The organism is Pseudomonas sp. 1152_12, assembly GCF_052850675.1.
In genome coordinates, this window is record NZ_VXCW01000005.1 from 161,535 (window position 1) to 181,018 (window position 19,484).

General features: G+C 59.7%; 15 protein-coding genes. 11 read left to right on the forward strand and 4 right to left on the reverse strand.

Going from position 1 to position 19,484, the window contains the following annotated elements; genetic code table 11:
• The first annotated feature begins 44 nt into the window (after nt 1-44).
• Both rlmM and tusA read left to right on the forward strand, forming a co-directional pair.
• Nucleotides 45-1,121, forward strand: a complete 1,077-nt coding sequence (gene rlmM / locus FW764_RS11020; RefSeq protein ID WP_446433961.1) for a 23S rRNA (cytidine(2498)-2'-O)-methyltransferase RlmM — start codon at nt 45-47, stop codon at nt 1,119-1,121.
• 125 nt (nt 1,122-1,246) lie between these two features.
• Nucleotides 1,247-1,492 carry a sulfurtransferase TusA gene (tusA, locus tag FW764_RS11025; protein ID WP_446433962.1) on the forward strand — a complete coding sequence of 82 codons (246 nt, stop codon included), beginning with the start codon at nt 1,247-1,249 and terminating at the stop codon, nt 1,490-1,492.
• On the opposite strand, the gene FW764_RS11030 is transcribed toward tusA, so the two are convergent.
• Nucleotides 1,489-2,883 (reverse strand): MATE family efflux transporter, encoded by a 1,395-nt coding sequence (locus tag FW764_RS11030; protein ID WP_446433963.1) that lies wholly within the window; start codon nt 2,881-2,883, stop codon nt 1,489-1,491. The genes tusA and FW764_RS11030 overlap by 4 nt on opposite strands.
• Before the next feature lie 215 nt (nt 2,884-3,098).
• On the opposite strand from FW764_RS11030, the gene pdxB reads away from it, so the two are divergent.
• Nucleotides 3,099-4,241 (forward strand): 4-phosphoerythronate dehydrogenase PdxB, encoded by a 1,143-nt coding sequence (gene pdxB / locus FW764_RS11035; RefSeq protein ID WP_446433964.1) that lies wholly within the window; start codon nt 3,099-3,101, stop codon nt 4,239-4,241.
• A gap of 59 nt (nt 4,242-4,300) precedes the next feature.
• Here the strand turns inward: pdxB and FW764_RS11040 are convergent, their stop codons facing one another.
• Complete coding sequence (locus FW764_RS11040; RefSeq protein WP_446433965.1) at nt 4,301-4,474, reverse strand: PA1571 family protein; 174 nt, start codon at nt 4,472-4,474, stop codon at nt 4,301-4,303.
• A 247-nt stretch (nt 4,475-4,721) separates the two neighbouring features.
• Between FW764_RS11040 and FW764_RS11045 the strand changes: the two genes are divergently transcribed.
• Nucleotides 4,722-6,509: an ABC transporter transmembrane domain-containing protein gene (locus FW764_RS11045; RefSeq protein WP_446433966.1), complete on the forward strand. Its 1,788-nt coding sequence runs from the start codon at nt 4,722-4,724 to the stop codon at nt 6,507-6,509.
• A gap of 80 nt (nt 6,510-6,589) precedes the next feature.
• Here FW764_RS11045 and FW764_RS11050 read toward each other — a convergent pair whose 3' ends face one another.
• Complete coding sequence (locus FW764_RS11050) at nt 6,590-8,518, reverse strand: transglycosylase SLT domain-containing protein (RefSeq protein WP_446433967.1); 1,929 nt, start codon at nt 8,516-8,518, stop codon at nt 6,590-6,592.
• A 213-nt stretch (nt 8,519-8,731) separates the two neighbouring features.
• On the opposite strand from FW764_RS11050, the gene FW764_RS11055 reads away from it, so the two are divergent.
• Nucleotides 8,732-10,651, forward strand: coding sequence for an ATP-binding cassette domain-containing protein (locus FW764_RS11055; RefSeq protein ID WP_446433968.1), 1,920 nt, complete (start codon nt 8,732-8,734; stop codon nt 10,649-10,651).
• Nucleotides 10,652-10,836: 185 nt separating this feature from the next.
• Here FW764_RS11055 and FW764_RS11060 read toward each other — a convergent pair whose 3' ends face one another.
• The gene (locus FW764_RS11060; RefSeq protein ID WP_446433969.1) at nt 10,837-11,277 is read right to left on the reverse strand and encodes a universal stress protein; all 441 of its coding nucleotides are present in this window, start codon (nt 11,275-11,277) and stop codon (nt 10,837-10,839) included.
• 105 nt (nt 11,278-11,382) lie between these two features.
• Between FW764_RS11060 and FW764_RS11065 the strand changes: the two genes are divergently transcribed.
• From FW764_RS11065 to FW764_RS11090, 6 genes are all read left to right on the forward strand, one after another.
• The gene (locus tag FW764_RS11065) at nt 11,383-11,820 is read left to right on the forward strand and encodes a hypothetical protein (RefSeq protein WP_446433970.1); all 438 of its coding nucleotides are present in this window, start codon (nt 11,383-11,385) and stop codon (nt 11,818-11,820) included.
• Nucleotides 11,821-12,319: 499 nt separating this feature from the next.
• On the forward strand, nt 12,320-14,467 hold the full coding sequence (gene fadB / locus FW764_RS11070) for a fatty acid oxidation complex subunit alpha FadB (protein ID WP_083359563.1): 2,148 nt from the start codon (nt 12,320-12,322) through the stop codon (nt 14,465-14,467).
• A gap of 29 nt (nt 14,468-14,496) precedes the next feature.
• Entirely contained in the window at nt 14,497-15,672 is a 1,176-nt protein-coding gene (gene fadA / locus FW764_RS11075; protein WP_446433971.1) for an acetyl-CoA C-acyltransferase FadA, read from the forward strand.
• A gap of 97 nt (nt 15,673-15,769) precedes the next feature.
• On the forward strand, nt 15,770-16,006 hold the full coding sequence (locus FW764_RS11080) for a DUF1653 domain-containing protein (protein ID WP_446433972.1): 237 nt from the start codon (nt 15,770-15,772) through the stop codon (nt 16,004-16,006).
• Between the two features lie 114 nt (nt 16,007-16,120).
• Nucleotides 16,121-18,742, forward strand: a complete 2,622-nt coding sequence (gene topA, locus FW764_RS11085; RefSeq protein ID WP_446433973.1) for a type I DNA topoisomerase — start codon at nt 16,121-16,123, stop codon at nt 18,740-18,742.
• 127 nt (nt 18,743-18,869) lie between these two features.
• A complete protein-coding gene (locus FW764_RS11090) occupies nt 18,870-19,391 on the forward strand; it encodes a DUF6586 family protein (RefSeq protein ID WP_446433974.1) in 522 nt (173 codons plus the stop codon).
• The last annotated feature ends 93 nt before the right edge of the window (nt 19,392-19,484 follow it).

Sequence of the window (19,484 nt, forward strand, 5' to 3'; positions counted from 1 at the left end):
GGTAGTGCGATAGAGCAATGCCGGTTGAGTCACCAGGAGAATTGATGAACACCCTTTTTATGCACTGCCGCCCGGGTTTTGAAGGCGAAGTCTGTTCCGAGATCGCGGAACACGCCGCGCGCCTGAACGTTTCCGGCTATGCCAAGACCAAGACCGGCAGCGCCTGCGCCGAATTTGTCTGCACCGAAGAAGACGGCGCCCAGCGCCTGATGCACGGCCAGCGCTTTGCCGAGCTGATCTTCCCGAGGCAGTGGGCGCGCGGGGTGTTCATCGACCTGCCGGAAACCGACCGCATCAGCGTGATCCTCGCCCACCTGCAAGGCTTTCCAGTGTGTGGCAGCCTCTGGCTGGAGATGGTCGACACCAACGACGGCAAGGAGCTCTCCAACTTCTGCAAGAAATTCGAAGTGCACTTGCGCAAAGCCTTGTTGAACGCCGGCAAACTGGTGGATGACCCGAGCAAGCCGCGCCTGCTGCTGACCTTCAAAAGCGGCCGTGAAGTGTTCATGGGCCTGGCTGAGTCGAACAACTCGGCAATGTGGCCGATGGGCATACCGCGCCTCAAGTTCCCGCGTGACGCACCTAGTCGTTCGACCTTGAAGCTGGAAGAGGCCTGGCACCACTTCATCCCCCGCGACCAGTGGGACGAGCGTCTGCACGGCGACATGACCGGTGTTGACCTCGGCGCAGCCCCCGGCGGCTGGACCTGGCAACTGGTCAACCGTGGCATGCTGGTGACCGCCATCGACAACGGCCCGATGGCTGAAAGCCTGATGGACACGGGCCTTGTGCAGCACTTGATGGCTGACGGTTTTACCTTCGTGCCTAAGCAGCCGGTGGACTGGATGGTCTGCGACATCGTCGAGAAACCGGCGCGTAATGCGGCGTTGCTGGAAACCTGGATTGGCGAGGGCTATTGCCGTGAGGCGGTGGTGAACCTGAAGTTGCCGATGAAGCAGCGTTACGCCGAGGTGAAACGCCTGCTGGAACGCATTGAAGAAGGCTTCAGGGCGCGCGGCATTCGCGTGGAGATCGGCTGCAAGCAGCTGTACCACGACCGTGAGGAAGTGACGTGCCACTTGCGCCGGCTGGTGGATGCGAAGAAACCTAAGGCCCGCTGAGTTCTAATCTGGGAGCTGGCTTGCCCGCGATAGCGGTATAACAGTAGAAGTCTATGTTGAATGTGCCCCCGTCATCGCGGGCAAGCCCGCTCCTACAGTGATCGGGCCAGTTTCAGGAGTGAACTATGAGTGTTGATTTACCTGTCGACGGCACGCTCGACGCCACCGGCCTCAACTGCCCCGAGCCCGTGATGATGTTGCACCAACACATCCGTGATCTGCCACCTGGCGGCCTGCTCAAGGTGATCGCGACCGACCCATCGACCCGCCGCGACATCCCCAAGTTCTGCGTGTTCCTGGACCATGAACTGGTGGATCAGCAGGAGCAGGCCGGTACGTACCTGTACTGGATTCGCAAGAAGATCAATTAAGCCAGCGCCGCAACGTGGCGAATCCGCCGGCGCGCGCTGCGTGCCAGGCGGATCACCAGCATCGCGGCGGCGCAACTCAAGCCCACGATCAAACCCTGCCACAGGCCGCTTGGCCCGCTGGCGGCGCCCAGCCAGTCGGTCAGCCCCAAGGCATAACCCACCGGCAAGCCCACGCCCCAATAAGCAAACAAGGTCAGCACCATCGTCACCCGCGTGTCCTGGTAGCCACGCAGCGCGCCAGCAGCTGTGACCTGGATAGCGTCGGAAAACTGGAACAGCGCCGCAAACACGATCAGCATCGACGCCACGTGGATCACTGACGGGTCAGGTGTGTAGATCGTGGCGATCTGCTCGCGAAACAGCAGCATCAGGCTGCAGGACACGCAGGCGTAGGTCAGTGCCGTGCCCATGCCGACCCCTGCGGCAAAACGCGCTTCACGCGGCTCGCCACGGCCCAGCGCCTGGCCGACACGCACGGTGACCGCCATGCTCAGCGAGTAAGGAATCATGAACACCAGCGAGCTGAAGTTCAGCGCGACCTGGTGCCCGGCCACCACGTTGGCGCCCAGGCTGCCGATCAGCAGGGCGATCACCGCAAAGATGCTCGACTCGGCAAACACCGCGATGCCAATCGGCAGCCCAATGCTCAGTACGTGCTGGATCACCGACCATTTTGGCCAGTCGAAACGCTTGAATAACTCGCTGCTCTGGTAAGCCGGCGCCCAACGGGTCCAGGCGGCCAGGCCGAGCATCATCACCCACATCACGATCGCCGTGGCCCAGCCACAGCCCACGCCGCCCATGGCCGGTACGCCGAAATGGCCATAGATAAATATGTAGTTCAGCGGAATATTCAGCGCCAGGCCGCACAGGCCCATGACCATACTCGGGCGCGTGTGGCCCAGGCCATCGCTGAAGCAGCGCAGCACGTAATACAGGGCGACGGCCGGCATGCCAGAGGCGATGCCGTGCAAGTAAGCCATGCACGGTTTGATCAACTCGGGGTCGACGTTCATCGCATGCAGGATCGGCTCGGCACTGACGAGCATCAGCAGCGCGGTAAGCCCCACAACCACCGCCAGCCATAAGGACTGGCGCACCAATGGACCAATCTCGGTGTGGTGGCCGGCGCCGAAACGCTGGGCGACTTTGGGCGTGGTGGCCAACAGCGTACCGGTCATCAGCAGGTACACCGGAATCCAGATCGAATTGCCCAGCGCCACCGCCGCCAAATCGCGAGGGCTCACACGTCCGGCCATCACCGCATCGACAAAGCCCATGGCGGTGGTCGCCAGTTGGCCGATCATGATCGGCAGGGCCAGGGTCAGCAGGTTGCGCACCTCAAGGCTGACGCGGGCGGGGCGGGAGAGGGCGGTGGTGGCGGTGTTCACGTACGGGTGTCCATTAAAAGCATCACGAAGGACGGCGAAGTCTACGCGCTGACGCACCGGTCAGGAAAAAACCTGTGTTAGGGATTTGTAAGCGATCTTCAGGCAAGCCAGCTCCCACACACGCCCGGCTCCTATATAAGCATTGCTCACCTGGCATCTGCGGTGTTACCGCGATCGCATCCCTGTACACTGCGGGTCCGCGAAAGGAGCCTGCCATGTTGATTGTTGCCGACGAAAATATCCCGCTGCTCGATGCCTTCTTCGAAGGGTTTGGTGAGATCCGCCGGGTGCCCGGCCGTTCCATTGACCGTGCCACGGTCGAGCAGGCCGACGTGCTGCTGGTGCGCTCGGTGACCAACGTCAACCGTGCGTTGCTGGACGGTAGCAAGGTGCGTTTTGTCGGCACGTGCACCATCGGTACCGATCACCTTGATCTGGATTACTTCAAGCAGGCCGGTATCAACTGGTCCAGCGCACCTGGCTGCAATGCACGGGGCGTGGTGGACTATGTGCTGGGCAGCTTGCAGACGCTGGCTGAAATCGAGGGCGCCGACCTCCATCAGCGTACCTACGGCGTCGTCGGTGCCGGTGAAGTCGGTGGGCGGCTGGTCAAGGTGCTCAAGGGCCTGGGTTGGAACGTGCTGGTCTGTGACCCGCCGCGCCAGATCGCCGAAGACGGTGACTACGTCAGCCTGGAGCAGATTATCCAGCAGTGCGACGTGATCAGCTTGCACACGCCGTTGACCAAGTCCGGCAACGGCTCCACCTGGCATCTGTTCGATCGCGCGCGCCTCAACCGTCTCAAGCCAGGTGCCTGGCTGATCAACGCCAGCCGTGGCCCGGTGGTGGACAACGCCGCCCTGCGCGAGGTGCTGCTTGCGCGTGAAGACCTGCAAGCGGTGCTGGACGTGTGGGAAGGCGAGCCCGAAGTGGATGTCGATCTGGCCGACCTGTGTGTGCTGGCCACCCCGCATATCGCCGGTTACAGCCTCGACGGCAAGCAGCGCGGCACCGCGCAGATTTATCAGGCGTTCTGCGCCCATCTGGGCCAACAGCCAAGCATTCAATTAAGTGACCTGCTGCCTCAACCGTGGCTGGCCGAAGTGCACTTGAATGCGTCCACCGACCCAGCCTGGGCTCTGGCGACCTTGTGCCGTAGCGTGTACGACCCGCGCCGCGATGACGCGGATTTCCGCCGTAGCCTCGTAGGAACCGTAGAAGAGCAGCGCAAGGCGTTCGACCTGCTGCGCAAGCACTACCCGGAGCGCCGTGAGATTGATTGCTTGAAGGTGCGCATCCATGGCGAGTCGGCGGCGTTGTCCGCTATCGTCTCGGCCCTGGGCGCTAACCCTCTGTAGGAACGCCCTCGCCACAAAAAAACCGGCCATCAAGACCGGTTTGCAAGAGCTTAGGTGCTTCAGCCTTGCTTGGCAGGCTTGACCAGTCGCTGTTCCAGCTCGCGGCACGCTTGCTGGATCATCTCTTCGGTAATCTGCACTTCGCGGCCTTGGGCGTCGATCACCGAACAAGGCAAATGCTGCGGTTGGCGGATCACTTCAATTTGGGCATCGTTGCTATTTTGCAAGGTCATGGCCTGTCTCCTCATCCGGTTGTGTACCTACTGTGCTGCTTACGCTAAGTCGCGCGCGTGACCAGGCTATTACAACGCTTAACAAAGTCGCCGGTTCGAACACCCAGTCCACCAGAAACCGATACAAATTTCCAGCCAGGGGTTAGAACGATCGCCTCTAGAGAACAGCAGCAGCGGGCATAATTAACCTGACACATTGTTATTTACCCAAGTTCCCCCAATGTGGGAGTACAGGTTCCTCATCGGTATGCCCTCCATGTTCTCAGTCCGTCAACGCCGTGCAATTCGTTTGGCCAGCCGCTTTGTTGCGCCCTACCGTTGGCAGGCGCTTGGCGCCTTGCTGGCACTGATTGTCACGGCCGGCATCACCTTGTCCATGGGGCAGGGCATTCGCCTGCTGGTGGATCAGGGTTTCATGACCCAATCGCCGCACCTGCTTAATCAGTCCATCGGCCTGTTCATGGTTCTGGTGCTGGGCCTGGCGGTGGGTACGTTTGCGCGGTTTTACCTGGTGTCGTGGATCGGCGAGCGGGTGGTGGCGGACATTCGCCAGCAAGTGTTCAACCACCTGATCTACCTGCACCCCGGCTTTTACGAGAACAACCGCAGCTCGGAGATTCAGTCGCGGTTGACCACCGACACCACTTTGCTGCAGTCGGTGATCGGCTCGTCGCTGTCGCTGTTTCTGCGCAATGCCTTGATGGTCATTGGCGGCATCGTGCTGCTCTTTGTCACCAACCCTAAGCTCACCAGCATCGTGGTAATCGCACTGCCGCTGGTGTTGGCACCGATCCTGATTTTCGGGCGACGCGTGCGTAGCCTGTCGCGACAGAGCCAGGACCGCATCGCCGATGTCGGCAGCTATGTGTCCGAGACCCTCGGGCAGATCAAGACCGTGCAGGCCTACAACCACCAGGTGCAGGACGAACAGCGCTTCGCCGTGACCGTGGAAGAAGCATTTGCCACGGCGCGCAAGCGCATCGCACAGCGCGCCTGGCTGATTACGCTCGTGATCATGCTGGTGCTGGGTGCCGTGGGTGTGATGCTGTGGGTCGGTGGTATGGACGTTATCAGTGGGCGCATTTCTGGTGGTGAGCTGGCGGCGTTCGTGTTCTACAGCCTGATCGTCGGCAGCGCTGTTGGCACCTTGAGCGAAGTACTCGGCGAGCTGCAGCGCGCCGCCGGTGCCGCTGAGCGGATTGGCGAGTTGCTGCAATCGAGCAATGAAATCCAGGCACCCGCCGCGGGTACTGTGCAGTTGCCGGAGCTCGTCAGTGGCCGCATGGAACTGCAAGACCTGCGCTTTTCATACCCGTCGCGGCCTGACAGCTACGCCATCGATGGTTTGAGTCTGACCATCAATCCCGGCGAAACCCTGGCGCTAGTCGGTCCGTCCGGTGCCGGTAAATCCACGATCTTCGATCTGCTGCTGCGTTTCTACGACCCCCAGCAAGGCCGCATCCTGGTGGAAGGCCACGCGTTGACTGAACTTGACCCGATGGACCTGCGCCGCCACTTCGCGCTGGTGTCCCAGAGTCCTGCGCTGTTTTTCGGCAGCGTCGAAGAAAACATCCGCTACGGCAACCCGTCCGCCACCCGCGAGCAGGTCGAGGCCGCTGCGCGTATCGCTCATGCACACGACTTCATTCTGCAAATGCCCGACGGCTACCAGACCCACCTCGGCGACGGCGGCATGGGCCTCTCGGGCGGCCAGCGCCAACGCCTGGCCATCGCTCGTGCGCTGCTGGTGGACGCGCCGATCCTGCTACTTGACGAAGCCACCAGTGCGCTCGATGCCCAAAGTGAACACTTGATCCAGCAGGCGTTGCCGCAACTGATGCAGGGGCGCACCACGCTGGTGATCGCCCATCGGTTGGCGACGGTGAAGAACGCGGATCGGATTGCCGTGATGGACCAAGGCAAGCTGGTGGCGGTGGGCACGCATCAGCAGTTGATTGCCAACAATCCGTTGTATGCGCGGTTAGCGGCGTTGCAGTTCAGTGATGGCGTAGAGGTCGCGAAAAGCGCGGGCTAATGACGAGCGGGCTTGCTGTGGCAAGCCCGCTTGCCACAGGGTTTGAGTCGCTAACAGTATGGCGACCTCCGGCCTAGGTATTACTGATCATCAAAATACCGCTCATGCCAATCCACCAGCGGCTGCGGTGAGTTGAGTTTTTGCCCGTAGATCACCGAATAAGACAGCACGTTCTGCACATACTGGCGGGTTTCATCGAACGGGATGCTTTCTACCCATACATCGAAGCTCAGGTGATCAGCACCGCGCAGCCATTGGCGCACGCGGCCGGGGCCGGCGTTGTAGGCCGCGGAGGCGAGTACGCGGTTACCGTTGAACTGGCTGTGCACCTGGCTCAGGTAGGCCGCGCCGAGCTGGATGTTTTTGTCCGGGTCCAGTACCTGGGCCGGGGAGGCCAGCGGGATGCTGAACTTGCGCGCAGTTTCTTTGGCGGTGCCGGGCATCAATTGCATCAGGCCGCTGGCGCCGACGCCGGAGCGGGCGTCGTCCATGAAGGCGCTTTCCTGGCGGGTGATGGCAAACATCCAGCTTGAATGCAGGCCACGCACCTTGGCTTCGCGCACCAAAGTGTCACGGTGGGCCATTGGGAAGCGAATATCCAAGTCATCCCAGTACTGCGCCTGGCTGATGGTGCGGATCGCCGGGAAGTACCACTTCATGTCATAGGCCAGTTTGGCCTGGGCGACCATTTCATCGCGGTTGAAGTGGCGGGTGACGTGGTACCACTCGCGACGGCCGTCGACGATCTGGCCACGCGCGTAGAACTCCAGGGCGCGGCGCACACCAGGGGTGTTGCGGACCTTGTTGACCAGCGCCTGGCTCATTACCAGCGGCTTGTTGTTCAACTGATAAGGCGCTTTGGAGCGATCAGCGGCGAGGAATCCGTAGAAATCGCGCTCCTTGGCCACGTTCTTGTACAGCACCAGGGCTTGCGGGTTTTTCGGCTCGGCCAATTCCAGGCTGCGGGCCTGCCAATAGCGCCAACGGTTGGTGGTGGCCAGGTCTTGTGGGAGCTTGCGAATCAATTGGTAGGCGTCTTCCCAGCGCGCCAAGCGCAACAGCAGGCGCAGGCGCCATTCGGAGACGGTGTTGTCGCGCAGCTCGGGGTCGTACTTGGTCATCACCTCAAGGGCGCGCGGGTCGAAGCGCTTGGCCAGGGTCAGACCGATCTCGCGGGCAATCGACACTTTTTCGTCACGGGAGAAGTGCATGCTGCTGGCGTAACCGTCGAGCAGGGCCATGGCCTTATCCGGGTCCTGGCGCGCCAGGCGGCGCAGGCCCAGGCCTACGGCGTCAGACATGGCCTCGGTGGCCGGCAGGAAGCGTGATGGGTTGCTGAGCATATCGGGCTTCTGCGCGACATCTACCATCACGCGACCTTGCGCGCTGAGGGTCGGCAGGGTTTTCACCAGGCTATTGGCCAGCGCGTAGTTACGAGCTTCGGCGGCGAGTTTGGCGCGGTTCCAGATTTTCTGTTCGGTGAGCTGACCATCGGCGGCCCATTGACCAAAGGTGGCGTCACAGGCGGCCGGCTGGGATTTACCGGTCATCCACAACTTCTCGGCGGTCTTATAGCCTTCAGCCTTCAGATTGTGGCTGAGCTGATACTGGCCATGCAGGCAGTCCAGTTCGACGAAATTCAGTTTGGCGTCGTAGTACTTTTCAAATGTCTGCCAGTCGCCACGGTCGGCCAGCCAGCGCAACCAGCGCAGTTTCATCCAGTTGGCTTGGGGCAGGTCGCCGTTTTTGGCGAGGAACTGTTCGATTTCCGCGTTACTCGCGGTTTTCAGGCGCGCGGTCAGCTCGTCGTAAGCCAGGTATGGCGTGAGCGGGTAGTCGGAAAGCGCTTGGCTGTATTGCATGTACGGGCCGGTGTCGCCTTTGGCCAAGGCGCGTTTGGCTTCATCGTAATATTGACGTTGGGTGGTGAGGTCCACGGCCTGGGCTGATTGAACGGCGGTGGCGGAAAGAAGCAGGCAAGATAAAAAGTTGAAAAGGCGACTGCGCATGAGACGTCCGTGCAGAGAAATCACGACTAGCACCGGCACTGCCGACACTGATTGCCCCTAGCTTAGCCTTTTGCCAGCGGCTGGCGAAAGCTTTGCAGGCCGGCTGGCTGAAGTTCATCGTAAATGTCCTACGGAACGTGTCGCCAGCGAAAATGCCGACCGCATCCCACCTTCAAGTCAGGTAGAATGCGCGCCCAGTTTTTGGAGAAGCGTATGACCCTGCTCAAATTCAGCGATGTGTCCCTTGCTTTCGGCGCTATGCCGTTGTTGGACAAGGTGTCCTGGCAGATCGCCCGTGGTGAGCGGGTGTGCATCATCGGCCGCAACGGCACCGGCAAGTCCAGCATGATGAAGCTGGTAAAAGGCGACCAGAAGCCCGATGACGGCTCTGTTTGGCGCGCCCCGGGCCTCAAGATCGGCGAATTGCCGCAAGAATTGCCGGTGGCCGACGGACGGACAGTGTTCGACGTGGTTGCCGAAGGCCTCGACGGCGTTGGCGAACTGCTCGCGCAATACCATCACCTGGCGCAGAACTGCGTCACCGAAGCAGACCTGGACAAGCTGATGCACGTCCAGCAAGACCTCGAAGCCCGTGATGGCTGGCGCTTGCAGCAACTCGTCGACAGCACCTTGAGCCGCCTGCAACTGCCTGCCGACAAGACCCTTGCCGAGTTGTCTGGTGGCTGGCGTCGCCGCGTGCTGCTGGCTCAGGCATTGGTGTCCGAGCCGGACCTGCTGCTGCTCGACGAACCCACCAACCACCTGGACATCGGCGCAATCGCCTGGTTGGAAGAAGCCATTAAGGACTTCCAGGGCGCCGTGTTGTTTATCACGCACGACCGTGCCTTCCTGCAGAGCCTGGCCACGCGCATCCTTGAACTGGACCGTGGCGGTCTGATCGACTGGAACGGCGACTACGCGAGTTTCTTGGTGCACAAGGAAGCTGCACTGTCCGCTGAAGAAACCGCCAACGCGTTGTTCGACAAAAAACTGGCTCAGGAAGAAGTCTGGATCCGCCAGGGCATCAAGGCCCGTCGCACCCGTAACGAAGGTCGCGTACGTGCCCTCAAGGCTCTACGCAATGAGCGTAGCGAGCGTCGCGAACGCACTGGCAAGGCGAATATTCAGCTCGACACCGCCGATAAGTCGGGCAAGCAGGTTATGGTGCTGGAGAACGTCAGCTTCCATCACCCGGATGGCCCGTTCCTGATCAAGGACTTCTCGATGGTCCTGCAGCGCGGCGACCGTATCGGCCTGCTGGGCGCCAACGGCACTGGCAAGACCACTTTGCTCAAGCTGATGCTCAACGGCCTGCAACCGACCAGCGGCACGGTAGAGGAAGGCACCAAGATCGACGTGGCCTACTTCGACCAGTTGCGCCATCAGTTGGACCTGGAAAAAACCGTGATCGACAACGTCGCCGAAGGCCGCGACTTTATCGACATCGATGGCCAGAGCCGCCACGTGCTGAGCTACCTGGGCGACTTCCTGTTCAGCCCGCAGCGTGCACGTACGCCGGTGAAAGCCTTGTCCGGTGGTGAACGCGCGCGCCTGCTGCTGGCCAAGCTGTTCAGCAAACCAGCCAACCTGCTGGTGCTTGACGAACCGACCAACGACCTCGACGTGGAAACCCTCGAGCTGCTGGAAGAGGTCTTGCTGACCTTCAACGGCACTGTGCTGATGGTCAGCCACGACCGGGCATTCCTCGACAACGTGGTCACCAGCACGCTGGTCTTCGAAGGTGAAGGCAAGGTGCGTGAATATGTCGGTGGTTATCAGGACTGGTTGCGCCAGGGCGGCTCGCCACGCTTGCTGGGCGTGACCGAGAGCAAGTCCGGAAAAGCCGACTTGACCTCGGCGGTGGTGGCGCCAGTTGCCGCTGCTGATCCGGCCCAGGAAGCTGCGCCGGCAGCCAAGAAGAAGCTCAGCTACAAGCTGCAACGTGAGCTGGAAGCGTTGCCGGGTGATATCGACGCCAAGGAACAGCAGATTGCCGTGGTAGAGGCGCAAATGGCTGACGCGGGTTTCTATCTGCGCCCGGCGGCGGAAACTGCCAAGGTCATTGCTTCCTTGGAAACGTTGAACCAGGAGCTGGAAGTGTTGGTTGAGCGTTGGGCAGAGCTGGACGCCTGATTGATTCAAGCGCATTAAAAAAAGCCCGGCGCCCATCTGTATGAACGCCGGGCTTTTTATATGGAATGCGATTAGAAATGTGGGAGCGGGCTTGCTCGCGAAAGCGGTACATCAGTCGCCAGATGCGTCAACTGACAGACTGCTTTCGCGAGCAAGCCCGCTCCCACAATTGGTTAGCGTCGTTCTTAAGCGCTTTTTACCAGCTTCACCGCCAGCACATCACACGGCGCGCCGTGCAGCACATCATTGGCGGTAGAGCCCAGCAGCAACGCCAGGCCGTGGCGGCCATGACTGCCGACCACGATTAGGTCGCAGCCCTGTTCCTTGGCCAAGTGGTGGATTTCCTGGCGCGGCTGGCCGTAAGTGAGGTGGGAGTTTTCCTTGGTCACTTCCGGGTACTTGAGGATCAACCGGTCCAGGCGCTCTTTGGCCTGATCGAACTGTTGTTGCTGCAGTTGGGAGAGGTCCATAGGCACGTCGCCGCCAAACGCCATGGCCATCGGCTCGACGATATGCACCAGTGACAGCTTGGCGCCGTTGGCGACCGCGGAGTCTCGCGCGCGCTTGATGACTGGATCGCACTCTTCGGTCAGGTCTACGGCGACCAGAATATGTTCGTAGGACATGGGGCTTTCCTCCAGGGGGCTGCAATAAGTTCAGTATGGCTGCTTTCAAGCGGATGGGGTTGTGTCAGGTCAAATCCGCTCATCTAGAAATTCGGGAGTACACATATGACGGTCTGGATAGTGGTGTCAATCCTTCTGGTGGTCCTGAGCCCTCTGGCGTGGCTGCGGCCCTCGCGTCATCAGAGTGGCCGCATGGCCCTGCGGATGGAGGCACGCCGCATCGGCCTGGCCATGCAATTGGCGCCACAGGAGTGGCCGCATTGGCTCAAGCAGGAGCCGCCGAGCCCGTGCGCGCAATACTGCCGGCCGAGGCGCGGGCGTGCGCCGACGCTCTGGTGTTATTGGCAGTTGGAGCCGGGGGTTTGGGTCAATCAGTGGCGTGAAGTGTGCGCCGATGAAAAGTTGTTGCCGCATTTTGCGACGCTGCCGGATAACGTCTACAAGGTCGAGGCCGACAAGCAAATGATCGCTTTGTATTGGGGCGAGAAGGGCGAGGCGAGTGTGTTAAAGGACATTGATACGTTGCTCAAGGCCTTAGCTTGATGCCTTGCTAGTGCTAAAAACCAGGCGATAAAAAGCCCGACATCATCATCGGGCTGGAGTTGGCCAGGCAGGCCTGTAAATCTGTGACTTATGCGTCGGATATTCATCCAGGCGCATTAAGGGTGTCGCAAGCCTAGCGGGAAATCCCGTGGTGTACAGCCTTTTCCCACATCTTTTCTATTATTGATTTCGTGAATATTTGAATATTGACACGGCGTAGGCCTATGGTCGGGGTTCTGAAATGACTGGAAAGTCGCGTTTTTCCTAGCCTTTCGAGCGATTGACAATTGCTCGGAATTGGATGAAGGTGGCGTACCCAAATCAAACGGGCGTATGAATTGAGCGTTTGTCTGTCAGACCGCTCATACAGAACCCCGACTAGCGCATTGGCGGGTGTGCCTGGCGGATTGGCGTGAGCATTGACCAAATTATCAATGTCAAACCAATAGGCCAGCGTCCAATGTGTACTGTTCAGCTTCCATATCGTGGAGATCAGTTGATGATTTACGAAGGTAAAGCCATCACGGTTAAGGCTCTTGAAAGTGGCATCGTCGAATTGAAATTCGACCTCAAGGGTGAGTCCGTCAACAAGTTCAACCGTCTAACCCTGAATGAATTGCGTCAGGCCGTAGACACCATCAAAGCAGATGCTTCGGTCAAGGGTGTGATCGTCTCCAGCGGCAAGGACGTGTTCATCGTCGGCGCTGACATCACCGAATTCGTCGACAATTTCAAGCTGCCCGATGCCGAGCTGGTGGCTGGCAACCTCGAAGCCAACAAGATCTTCAGCGATTTCGAAGACCTCAATGTGCCGACCGTTGCCGCGATCAATGGCATCGCGTTGGGCGGTGGCCTGGAAATGTGCCTGGCCGCGGACTTCCGCGTCATGTCGGCGACCGCCAAAATCGGTCTGCCCGAAGTCAAACTGGGCATCTACCCAGGTTTTGGCGGCACCGTACGCCTGCCGCGCATCATCGGGGCTGACAACGCCATCGAGTGGATTGCCGCTGGTAAGGAAAACCGTGCAGAAGACGCGCTGAAAGTCGGTGCCGTCGACGCTGTGGTTGCCCCGGACAAACTGGCCGAAGCTGCACTGAACCTGATCAAAGGCGCCATCAGCGGCGAATTTGACTACAAGGCCAAGCGTCAGCCGAAGCTTGAGAAACTCAAGCTCAACGCCATCGAACAAATGATGTCGTTCGAAACCGCCAAAGGTTTCGTGGCTGGCCAAGCCGGCCCGAACTACCCGGCGCCGGTTGAAGCGATCAAGACCATCCAGAAAGCCGCGAACTTCGGTCGCGACAAAGCCCTGGAAGTGGAAGCGGCAGGCTTCGTCAAACTGGCGAAAACCTCGGCTGCCCAGAGTCTGATCGGCCTGTTCCTGAACGACCAGGAGCTGAAGAAAAAGGCCAAGGCCTACGACGAAATCGCCAAAGACGTGAAACAGGCTGCCGTGCTCGGCGCCGGTATCATGGGCGGCGGTATCGCATATCAGTCGGCGTCCAAAGGCACACCGATCCTGATGAAAGACATCAACGAGCACGGCATTGAGCAGGGCTTGGCGGAAGCCGCCAAGCTGCTGGTGGGCCGCGTTGATAAAGGCCGCATGACCGCTGCGAAAATGGCTGAAGTGCTTAACGGCATTCGTCCTACGCTGTCCTACGGCGATTTCGGCCACGTCGACCTGGTGGTCGAAGCCGTTGTCGAGAACCCGAAGGTCAAGCAGGCCGTTCTGGCTGAAGTGGAAGCCCAGGTTAAAGAAGACACCATCCTGGCCTCTAACACCTCGACCATTTCCATCAGCTTGCTGGCCAAAGCCCTCAAGCGTCCGGAAAACTTCGTCGGCATGCACTTCTTCAACCCGGTGCACATGATGCCGCTGGTGGAAGTGATCCGTGGCGAGAAGTCCAGCGAGCTGGCAGTTGCCACCACCGTTGCCTACGCCAAGAAAATGGGCAAGAACCCGATTGTGGTCAACGACTGCCCGGGCTTTTTGGTCAACCGCGTGCTGTTCCCGTACTTCGGTGGTTTCGCCAAGTTGGTCAGCGCCGGTGTGGACTTCGTGCGTATCGACAAAGTCATGGAAAAATTCGGCTGGCCAATGGGCCCGGCGTACCTGATGGACGTGGTCGGCATCGACACCGGCCACCACGGTCGCGACGTCATGGCTGAAGGCTTCCCGGACCGTATGAAAGACGACCGCCGCTCGGCGATCGACGCGCTCTACGAGGCCAAGCGCCTGGGCCAGAAGAATGGCAAAGGCTTCTACGCTTACGAGGCCGACAAGAAGGGCAAGCAGAAGAAAGTGGCCGATCCGTCGGTTCACGAAGTACTCGCGCCGGTCATCTACGAACAGCGTGAGGTGTCCGACGAGGACATCATCAACTGGATGATGATCGCCCTGTGCCTGGAAACCGTGCGTTGCCTGGAAGACGGCATTGTTGAAACCGCCGCCGAAGCCGATATGGGCCTGGTGTACGGTATTGGTTTCCCTCCATTCCGTGGTGGTGCGCTGCGTTACATCGACTCGATCGGTGTAGCCGAGTTCGTTGCCCTGGCTGACAAATACGCTGATTTGGGCCCGCTGTACCACCCGACCGCGAAGCTGCGTGAAATGGCCAAAAATGGCCAGAGCTTCTTCGGTTAAGCGCCCAGACGAATAGAGCGAGAATATTTATGAGCTTGAATCCAAGAGACGTGGTGATTGTCGACTTCGGTCGCACACCAATGGGCCGCTCCAAGGGCGGCATGCACCGCAACACTCGTGCCGAAGACATGTCGGCGCACCTGATCAGCAAATTGCTGGAACGCAACGTCAAGGTCGACCCGAACGAAGTCGAGGACGTGATCTGGGGCTGCGTCAACCAGACCCTGGAGCAGGGCTGGAACATCGCGCGCATGGCGTCGTTGATGACCCAGATCCCGCACACCGCAGCCGGCCAGACCGTTAGCCGCCTGTGCGGCTCGTCGATGAGCGCGCTGCACACCGCTGCGCAGGCGATCATGACCGGCAACGGCGATGTGTTCGTGGTTGGCGGCGTGGAGCACATGGGCCACGTCAGCATGATGCACGGCGTCGACCCTAACCCGCACATGTCGCTGTACGCGGCAAAAGCCTCGGGCATGATGGGCCTGACCGCAGAAATGCTCGGCAAAATGCATGGCATTACCCGCGAAGCCCAGGACGCCTTCGGCGTGCGCTCCCACCAGTTGGCCCACAAGGCGACTGTTGAAGGCAAGTTCAAGGATGAAATCATCCCGATGAACGGCTACGACGAGAACGGTTTCCTCAAACTGTTCGATTATGACGAGACTATTCGTCCGGAAACCACCCTGGAAAGCCTGGCAGCCCTTAAGCCTGCCTTCAATCCAAAGGGCGGCACCGTGACAGCCGGTACGTCGTCGCAAATCACTGACGGTGCTTCGTGCATGATCGTGATGTCGGCACAGCGTGCCCAAGACCTGGGTATCCAGCCGATGGCCGTGATTCGTTCGATGGCAGTGGCGGGTGTGGACCCTGCGATCATGGGCTATGGTCCAGTACCGGCCACACAAAAAGCCTTGAAGCGCGCAGGCCTGACCATCGCCGATATCGACTTCTTCGAGCTCAACGAAGCTTTCGCCGCACAGGCCCTGCCAGTGCTGAAAGATTTGAAAGTGCTCGACAAGATGAACGAGAAGGTTAACCTGCACGGCGGTGCGATTGCCTTGGGCCACCCATTTGGTTGCTCCGGTGCACGTATCTCCGGCACTTTGCTTAATGTGATGAAGCAAAATGGCGGCAACCTTGGGGTTGCAACCATGTGCATTGGTCTTGGCCAAGGCATTTCCACCGTCTTCGAACGCGTCTAAGCGTTAGGTTGACGGAAGCCGGGGCCCAGTGCCCCGGTTTTTGTTTTTTGGAATTTTTAATTTTTTTTTTTAACAAATTTTGTAAGAGGGCCAAAACATGAAAGTCGAACCAGGGCTCTACCAACATTATAAGGGGCCGCAGTACCGCGTTTTTAACGTGGCACGGCACTCCGAGACCGAAGAAGAAGTGGTGTTTTACCAAGCACTGTATGGCGATTACGGCTTTTGGGTGCGCCCTTTGAGCATGTTCCTGGAGACCGTCGAAGTTGACGGCGCGCAGGTCCCACGCTTTGCTTTGGTCCAGGCCGAACCCAGTCTTTTTTCGGGGCAATAACGGCAGGCCGCGCAGAATGCTGCGCTTGACCTCACCTTGTTGCCACTATATATAGCGTTGCCGCGACAGGCGCCAACTGCCTTTCACTTCTCGAATTCAGGAATTTTCCGATCCATGGGCAAATCGCTGGTCATTGTGGAATCCCCGGCTAAGGCCAAGACCATCAACAAGTACTTGGGTAACGAGTACGTGGTGAAGTCGAGTATCGGCCATATCCGAGACCTGCCCACCAGCGGTTCGGCTAGCGCCAGCAAGGAGCCTGCCGCCAAGCGCGGCAAGGCGGCTGCGGGCGAGGGTCCGGTGCTCACCCCTAAAGAGAAAGCGCGCAAGCAGCTGGTCTCACGCATGGGTGTGGACCCGGATCATGGCTGGAAGGCCAAGTACGAAATCCTTCCAGGCAAGGAAAAGGTCATCGAAGAGCTGCGCCGGCTCGCCAAAGATGCTGACACCATCTATCTCGCGACGGACTTGGACCGCGAGGGGGAAGCCATTGCCTGGCACCTGCGCGAAGCCATCGGCGGTGATGACAGCCGCTACAAGCGTGTGGTGTTCAACGAAATCACCAAGAAAGCCATCCAGGAAGCCTTCTCCAAGCCGGGCGAACTCGACATCGACCGCGTCAACGCGCAACAGGCGCGTCGTTTCCTCGACCGCGTCGTGGGCTACATGGTCTCGCCGCTGCTGTGGGCGAAAATCGCCCGTGGCCTGTCCGCCGGCCGTGTGCAATCGGTAGCGGTCAAGCTGGTGGTGGAGCGTGAGCGCGAAATTCGTGCGTTCAACCCCGAAGAATACTGGGAAGTGCACGCTGACCTTGGCACCGCCAAGGGCGCCAACGTGCGCTTTGAAGTGGCCCGTGAAAAAGGCGAGGCCTTCAAGCCGCTGAACGAAGCCCAGGCCATGGCCGCGCTGGAGAAGCTCAAGGCTTCCAGCTACAGCATCGTCAAGCGTGAAGACAAACCGACCAGCAGCAAGCCGTCGGCGCCGTTCATCACCTCCACCTTGCAACAGGCCGCGAGTAACCGCCTGGGCTTCGGTGTGAAGAAAACCATGATGATGGCCCAGCGTCTGTACGAAGCCGGCTACATCACTTATATGCGTACCGACTCCACCAACCTGTCGCAAGACGCGGTGGCGATGGCGCGTACGTATATCGAGACCGAGTTCGGTAAGAAGTACCTGCCGGAGAAGCCGAACGTCTACAGCAGCAAAGAAGGCGCACAGGAGGCTCACGAAGCGATTCGTCCTTCCGACGCCAACACCGAGCCAAGCAAGTTGACGGGCATGGAGCGCGACGCTGAGCGCCTTTACGAGCTGATCTGGCGCCAATTCCTGGCATGCCAGATGCTGCCGGCGCAATACCTGTCCACCACCGTCAGTGTGGGCGCTGGCGACTTCGAGCTGCGTGCCAAGGGCCGTATCCTCAAGTTCGACGGCTACACTCGGGTGATGCCGCAAATTGCCAAACCAGGCGATGACGACGTGCTGCCGGACATGGCCCAGGGCGACACGTTGAAGCTGATCAAGCTCGACCCGTCCCAGCACTTCACCAAGCCGCCGGCGCGTTACTCCGAAGCCAGCCTGGTAAAAGAGATGGAAAAGCGCGGTATTGGTCGTCCTTCGACCTATGCGGCAATCATCTCGACCATCCAGGACCGTGGCTACGTAGCGCTGCACAACCGTCGTTTCTACTCGGAAAAGATGGGCGACATCGTGACCGAGCGCCTGTCCGAGAGCTTCTCCAATTTGATGGACTACGGCTTTACCGCCGGCATGGAAGAGAACCTCGATGACGTGGCCCAGGGCGAGCGTGACTGGAAAAACGTACTGGATGAGTTCTACGGCGACTTCAAGAAAAAACTCGAAGTAGCCGAAAGCCCTGAGAGCGGCATGCGTGCCAACCAGCCGGTAATGACTGATATTCCGTGCCTGACCTGCGGGCGCCCGATGCAGATTCGTACGGCGTCCACCGGTGTGTTCCTCGGTTGCTCGGGCTACAGCCTGCCGCCGAAAGAGCGCTGCAAGGCCACCGTTAACCTGGTGCCGGGTGATGAAATCGCTGCTGACGACGAGGGTGAATCCGAGTCGCTGGTATTGCGTGGCAAGCACCGTTGCCCGATCTGCAGCACGGCGATGGACGCCTACCTGCTCGACGAGAAGCACAAGTTGCACATCTGCGGTAACAACCCGGATTGCGACGGCTACGAGATCGAAGAGGGCAGCTACCGCATCAAGGGCTACGAAGGCCCGAGCCTGGAATGCGACAAGTGCGGCAGCGAGATGCAGCTCAAGACCGGCCGTTTCGGCAAGTTTTTCGGTTGCACCAACCCGACATGCAAGAACACCCGCAAACTGCTGAAGAGTGGTGACGCGGCGCCGCCGAAGATGGACCCGGTGAAGATGCCTGAGCTCAAGTGCGAGAAGGTCAACGACACCTACATCCTGCGTGACGGGGCTTCGGGCTTGTTCCTGGCGGCCAGCCAGTTCCCGAAGAACCGCGAGACCCGCGCGCCGTTGGTGATGGAAATCGTGCCGCACAAAGACGAGATCGATCCTAAGTACCACTTCCTGTGTGAAGCGCCGAAGAAGGATCCCGACGGTCGCCCGTCTGTGATCCGCTACAGCCGCAAAACTAAGGAGCAGTACGTGCAGACCGAAGTGGACGGCAAGCCTACCGGCTGGAAAGCGTTCTACGACGGCGGCAAGTGGAAAGTCGAGGACAAGCGCCAAGGCGCTTGATCGACGACGCTGCAAAATACAAAGGCCGCCTGTTCAGGCGGCCTTTTTTTACGCTTGCAGTGCGTTCGGCTGATCCGTGACACTGTTCAGCCAGCATCACGCTTATTTCGTTGTGGAGACTGCCGTTATGGCCAACGAACTCTATACCCGTACCAATCAGAAAATTTACTTCGCGGGTTTGTCCCTGGAAGCCCTTGGCCGTGCCGAGGAAGGGAAGGAGATGAATGCCATCGCGCTGGTCCAGGCCGGGCGTGAAGCGGCGTTATTCCACCTGTATGGCGCTTTGCTGGGGCTGTGCCATGAAATCGCCGGGTTCTACCGTTTGCCCCAGGCCGGTTCGCCGCGCGCAGAAATGATCATAAGCCGCGAAGTGCTGGATTCCATGGCTATCCCTGAACTGGCTGAACTGGTGGAAATGGCCCAGAGCCCCGACAGTTGGGTAGCCCGGCTGCTCAAGGCGCATGCCGATATGTTCCAACCGCCACGCGTTCCCCACGTGCCCAAGGGCGATGTCACGCAGCCGCTGATCGTGGCCGTCGCGCTGGAAGAAGATGAGCCTAAGCCATTGAGTCGGGAAGAGCTGGAGGGCTGGCGCCAGGAGTTGAAGAAGATGGCGTTGCGGTTTCGCGAAGGCTTGAACGAATGCTGATCTAGATCTATTGGTCTGCTAATAAGAGTCAGTGTGTGGCTCGACTGCGATCGCTTCGGGCCGGCAATCACGGTCTGACTGAGCGCCGGCCAT

Bases quoted from the DNA above. Each gene is read 5' to 3' on its own strand.
- rlmM (WP_446433961.1), top strand. From the start codon at position 45: ATGAACACCCTTTTTATGCACTGCCGCCCGGGTTTTGAAGGCGAAGTC.
- tusA (WP_446433962.1), top strand. From the start codon at position 1,247: ATGAGTGTTGATTTACCTGTCGACGGCACGCTCGACGCCACCGGCCTC.
- pdxB (WP_446433964.1), top strand. From the start codon at position 3,099: ATGTTGATTGTTGCCGACGAAAATATCCCGCTGCTCGATGCCTTCTTC.
- FW764_RS11040 (WP_446433965.1), bottom strand. From the start codon at position 4,474: ATGACCTTGCAAAATAGCAACGATGCCCAAATTGAAGTGATCCGCCAA.
- FW764_RS11045 (WP_446433966.1), top strand. From the start codon at position 4,722: ATGCCCTCCATGTTCTCAGTCCGTCAACGCCGTGCAATTCGTTTGGCC.
- FW764_RS11050 (WP_446433967.1), bottom strand. From the start codon at position 8,518: ATGCGCAGTCGCCTTTTCAACTTTTTATCTTGCCTGCTTCTTTCCGCC.
- FW764_RS11055 (WP_446433968.1), top strand. From the start codon at position 8,732: ATGACCCTGCTCAAATTCAGCGATGTGTCCCTTGCTTTCGGCGCTATG.
- FW764_RS11060 (WP_446433969.1), bottom strand. From the start codon at position 11,277: ATGTCCTACGAACATATTCTGGTCGCCGTAGACCTGACCGAAGAGTGC.
- FW764_RS11065 (WP_446433970.1), top strand. From the start codon at position 11,383: ATGACGGTCTGGATAGTGGTGTCAATCCTTCTGGTGGTCCTGAGCCCT.
- fadB (WP_083359563.1), top strand. From the start codon at position 12,320: ATGATTTACGAAGGTAAAGCCATCACGGTTAAGGCTCTTGAAAGTGGC.
- fadA (WP_446433971.1), top strand. From the start codon at position 14,497: ATGAGCTTGAATCCAAGAGACGTGGTGATTGTCGACTTCGGTCGCACA.
- FW764_RS11080 (WP_446433972.1), top strand. From the start codon at position 15,770: ATGAAAGTCGAACCAGGGCTCTACCAACATTATAAGGGGCCGCAGTAC.
- topA (WP_446433973.1), top strand. From the start codon at position 16,121: ATGGGCAAATCGCTGGTCATTGTGGAATCCCCGGCTAAGGCCAAGACC.
- FW764_RS11090 (WP_446433974.1), top strand. From the start codon at position 18,870: ATGGCCAACGAACTCTATACCCGTACCAATCAGAAAATTTACTTCGCG.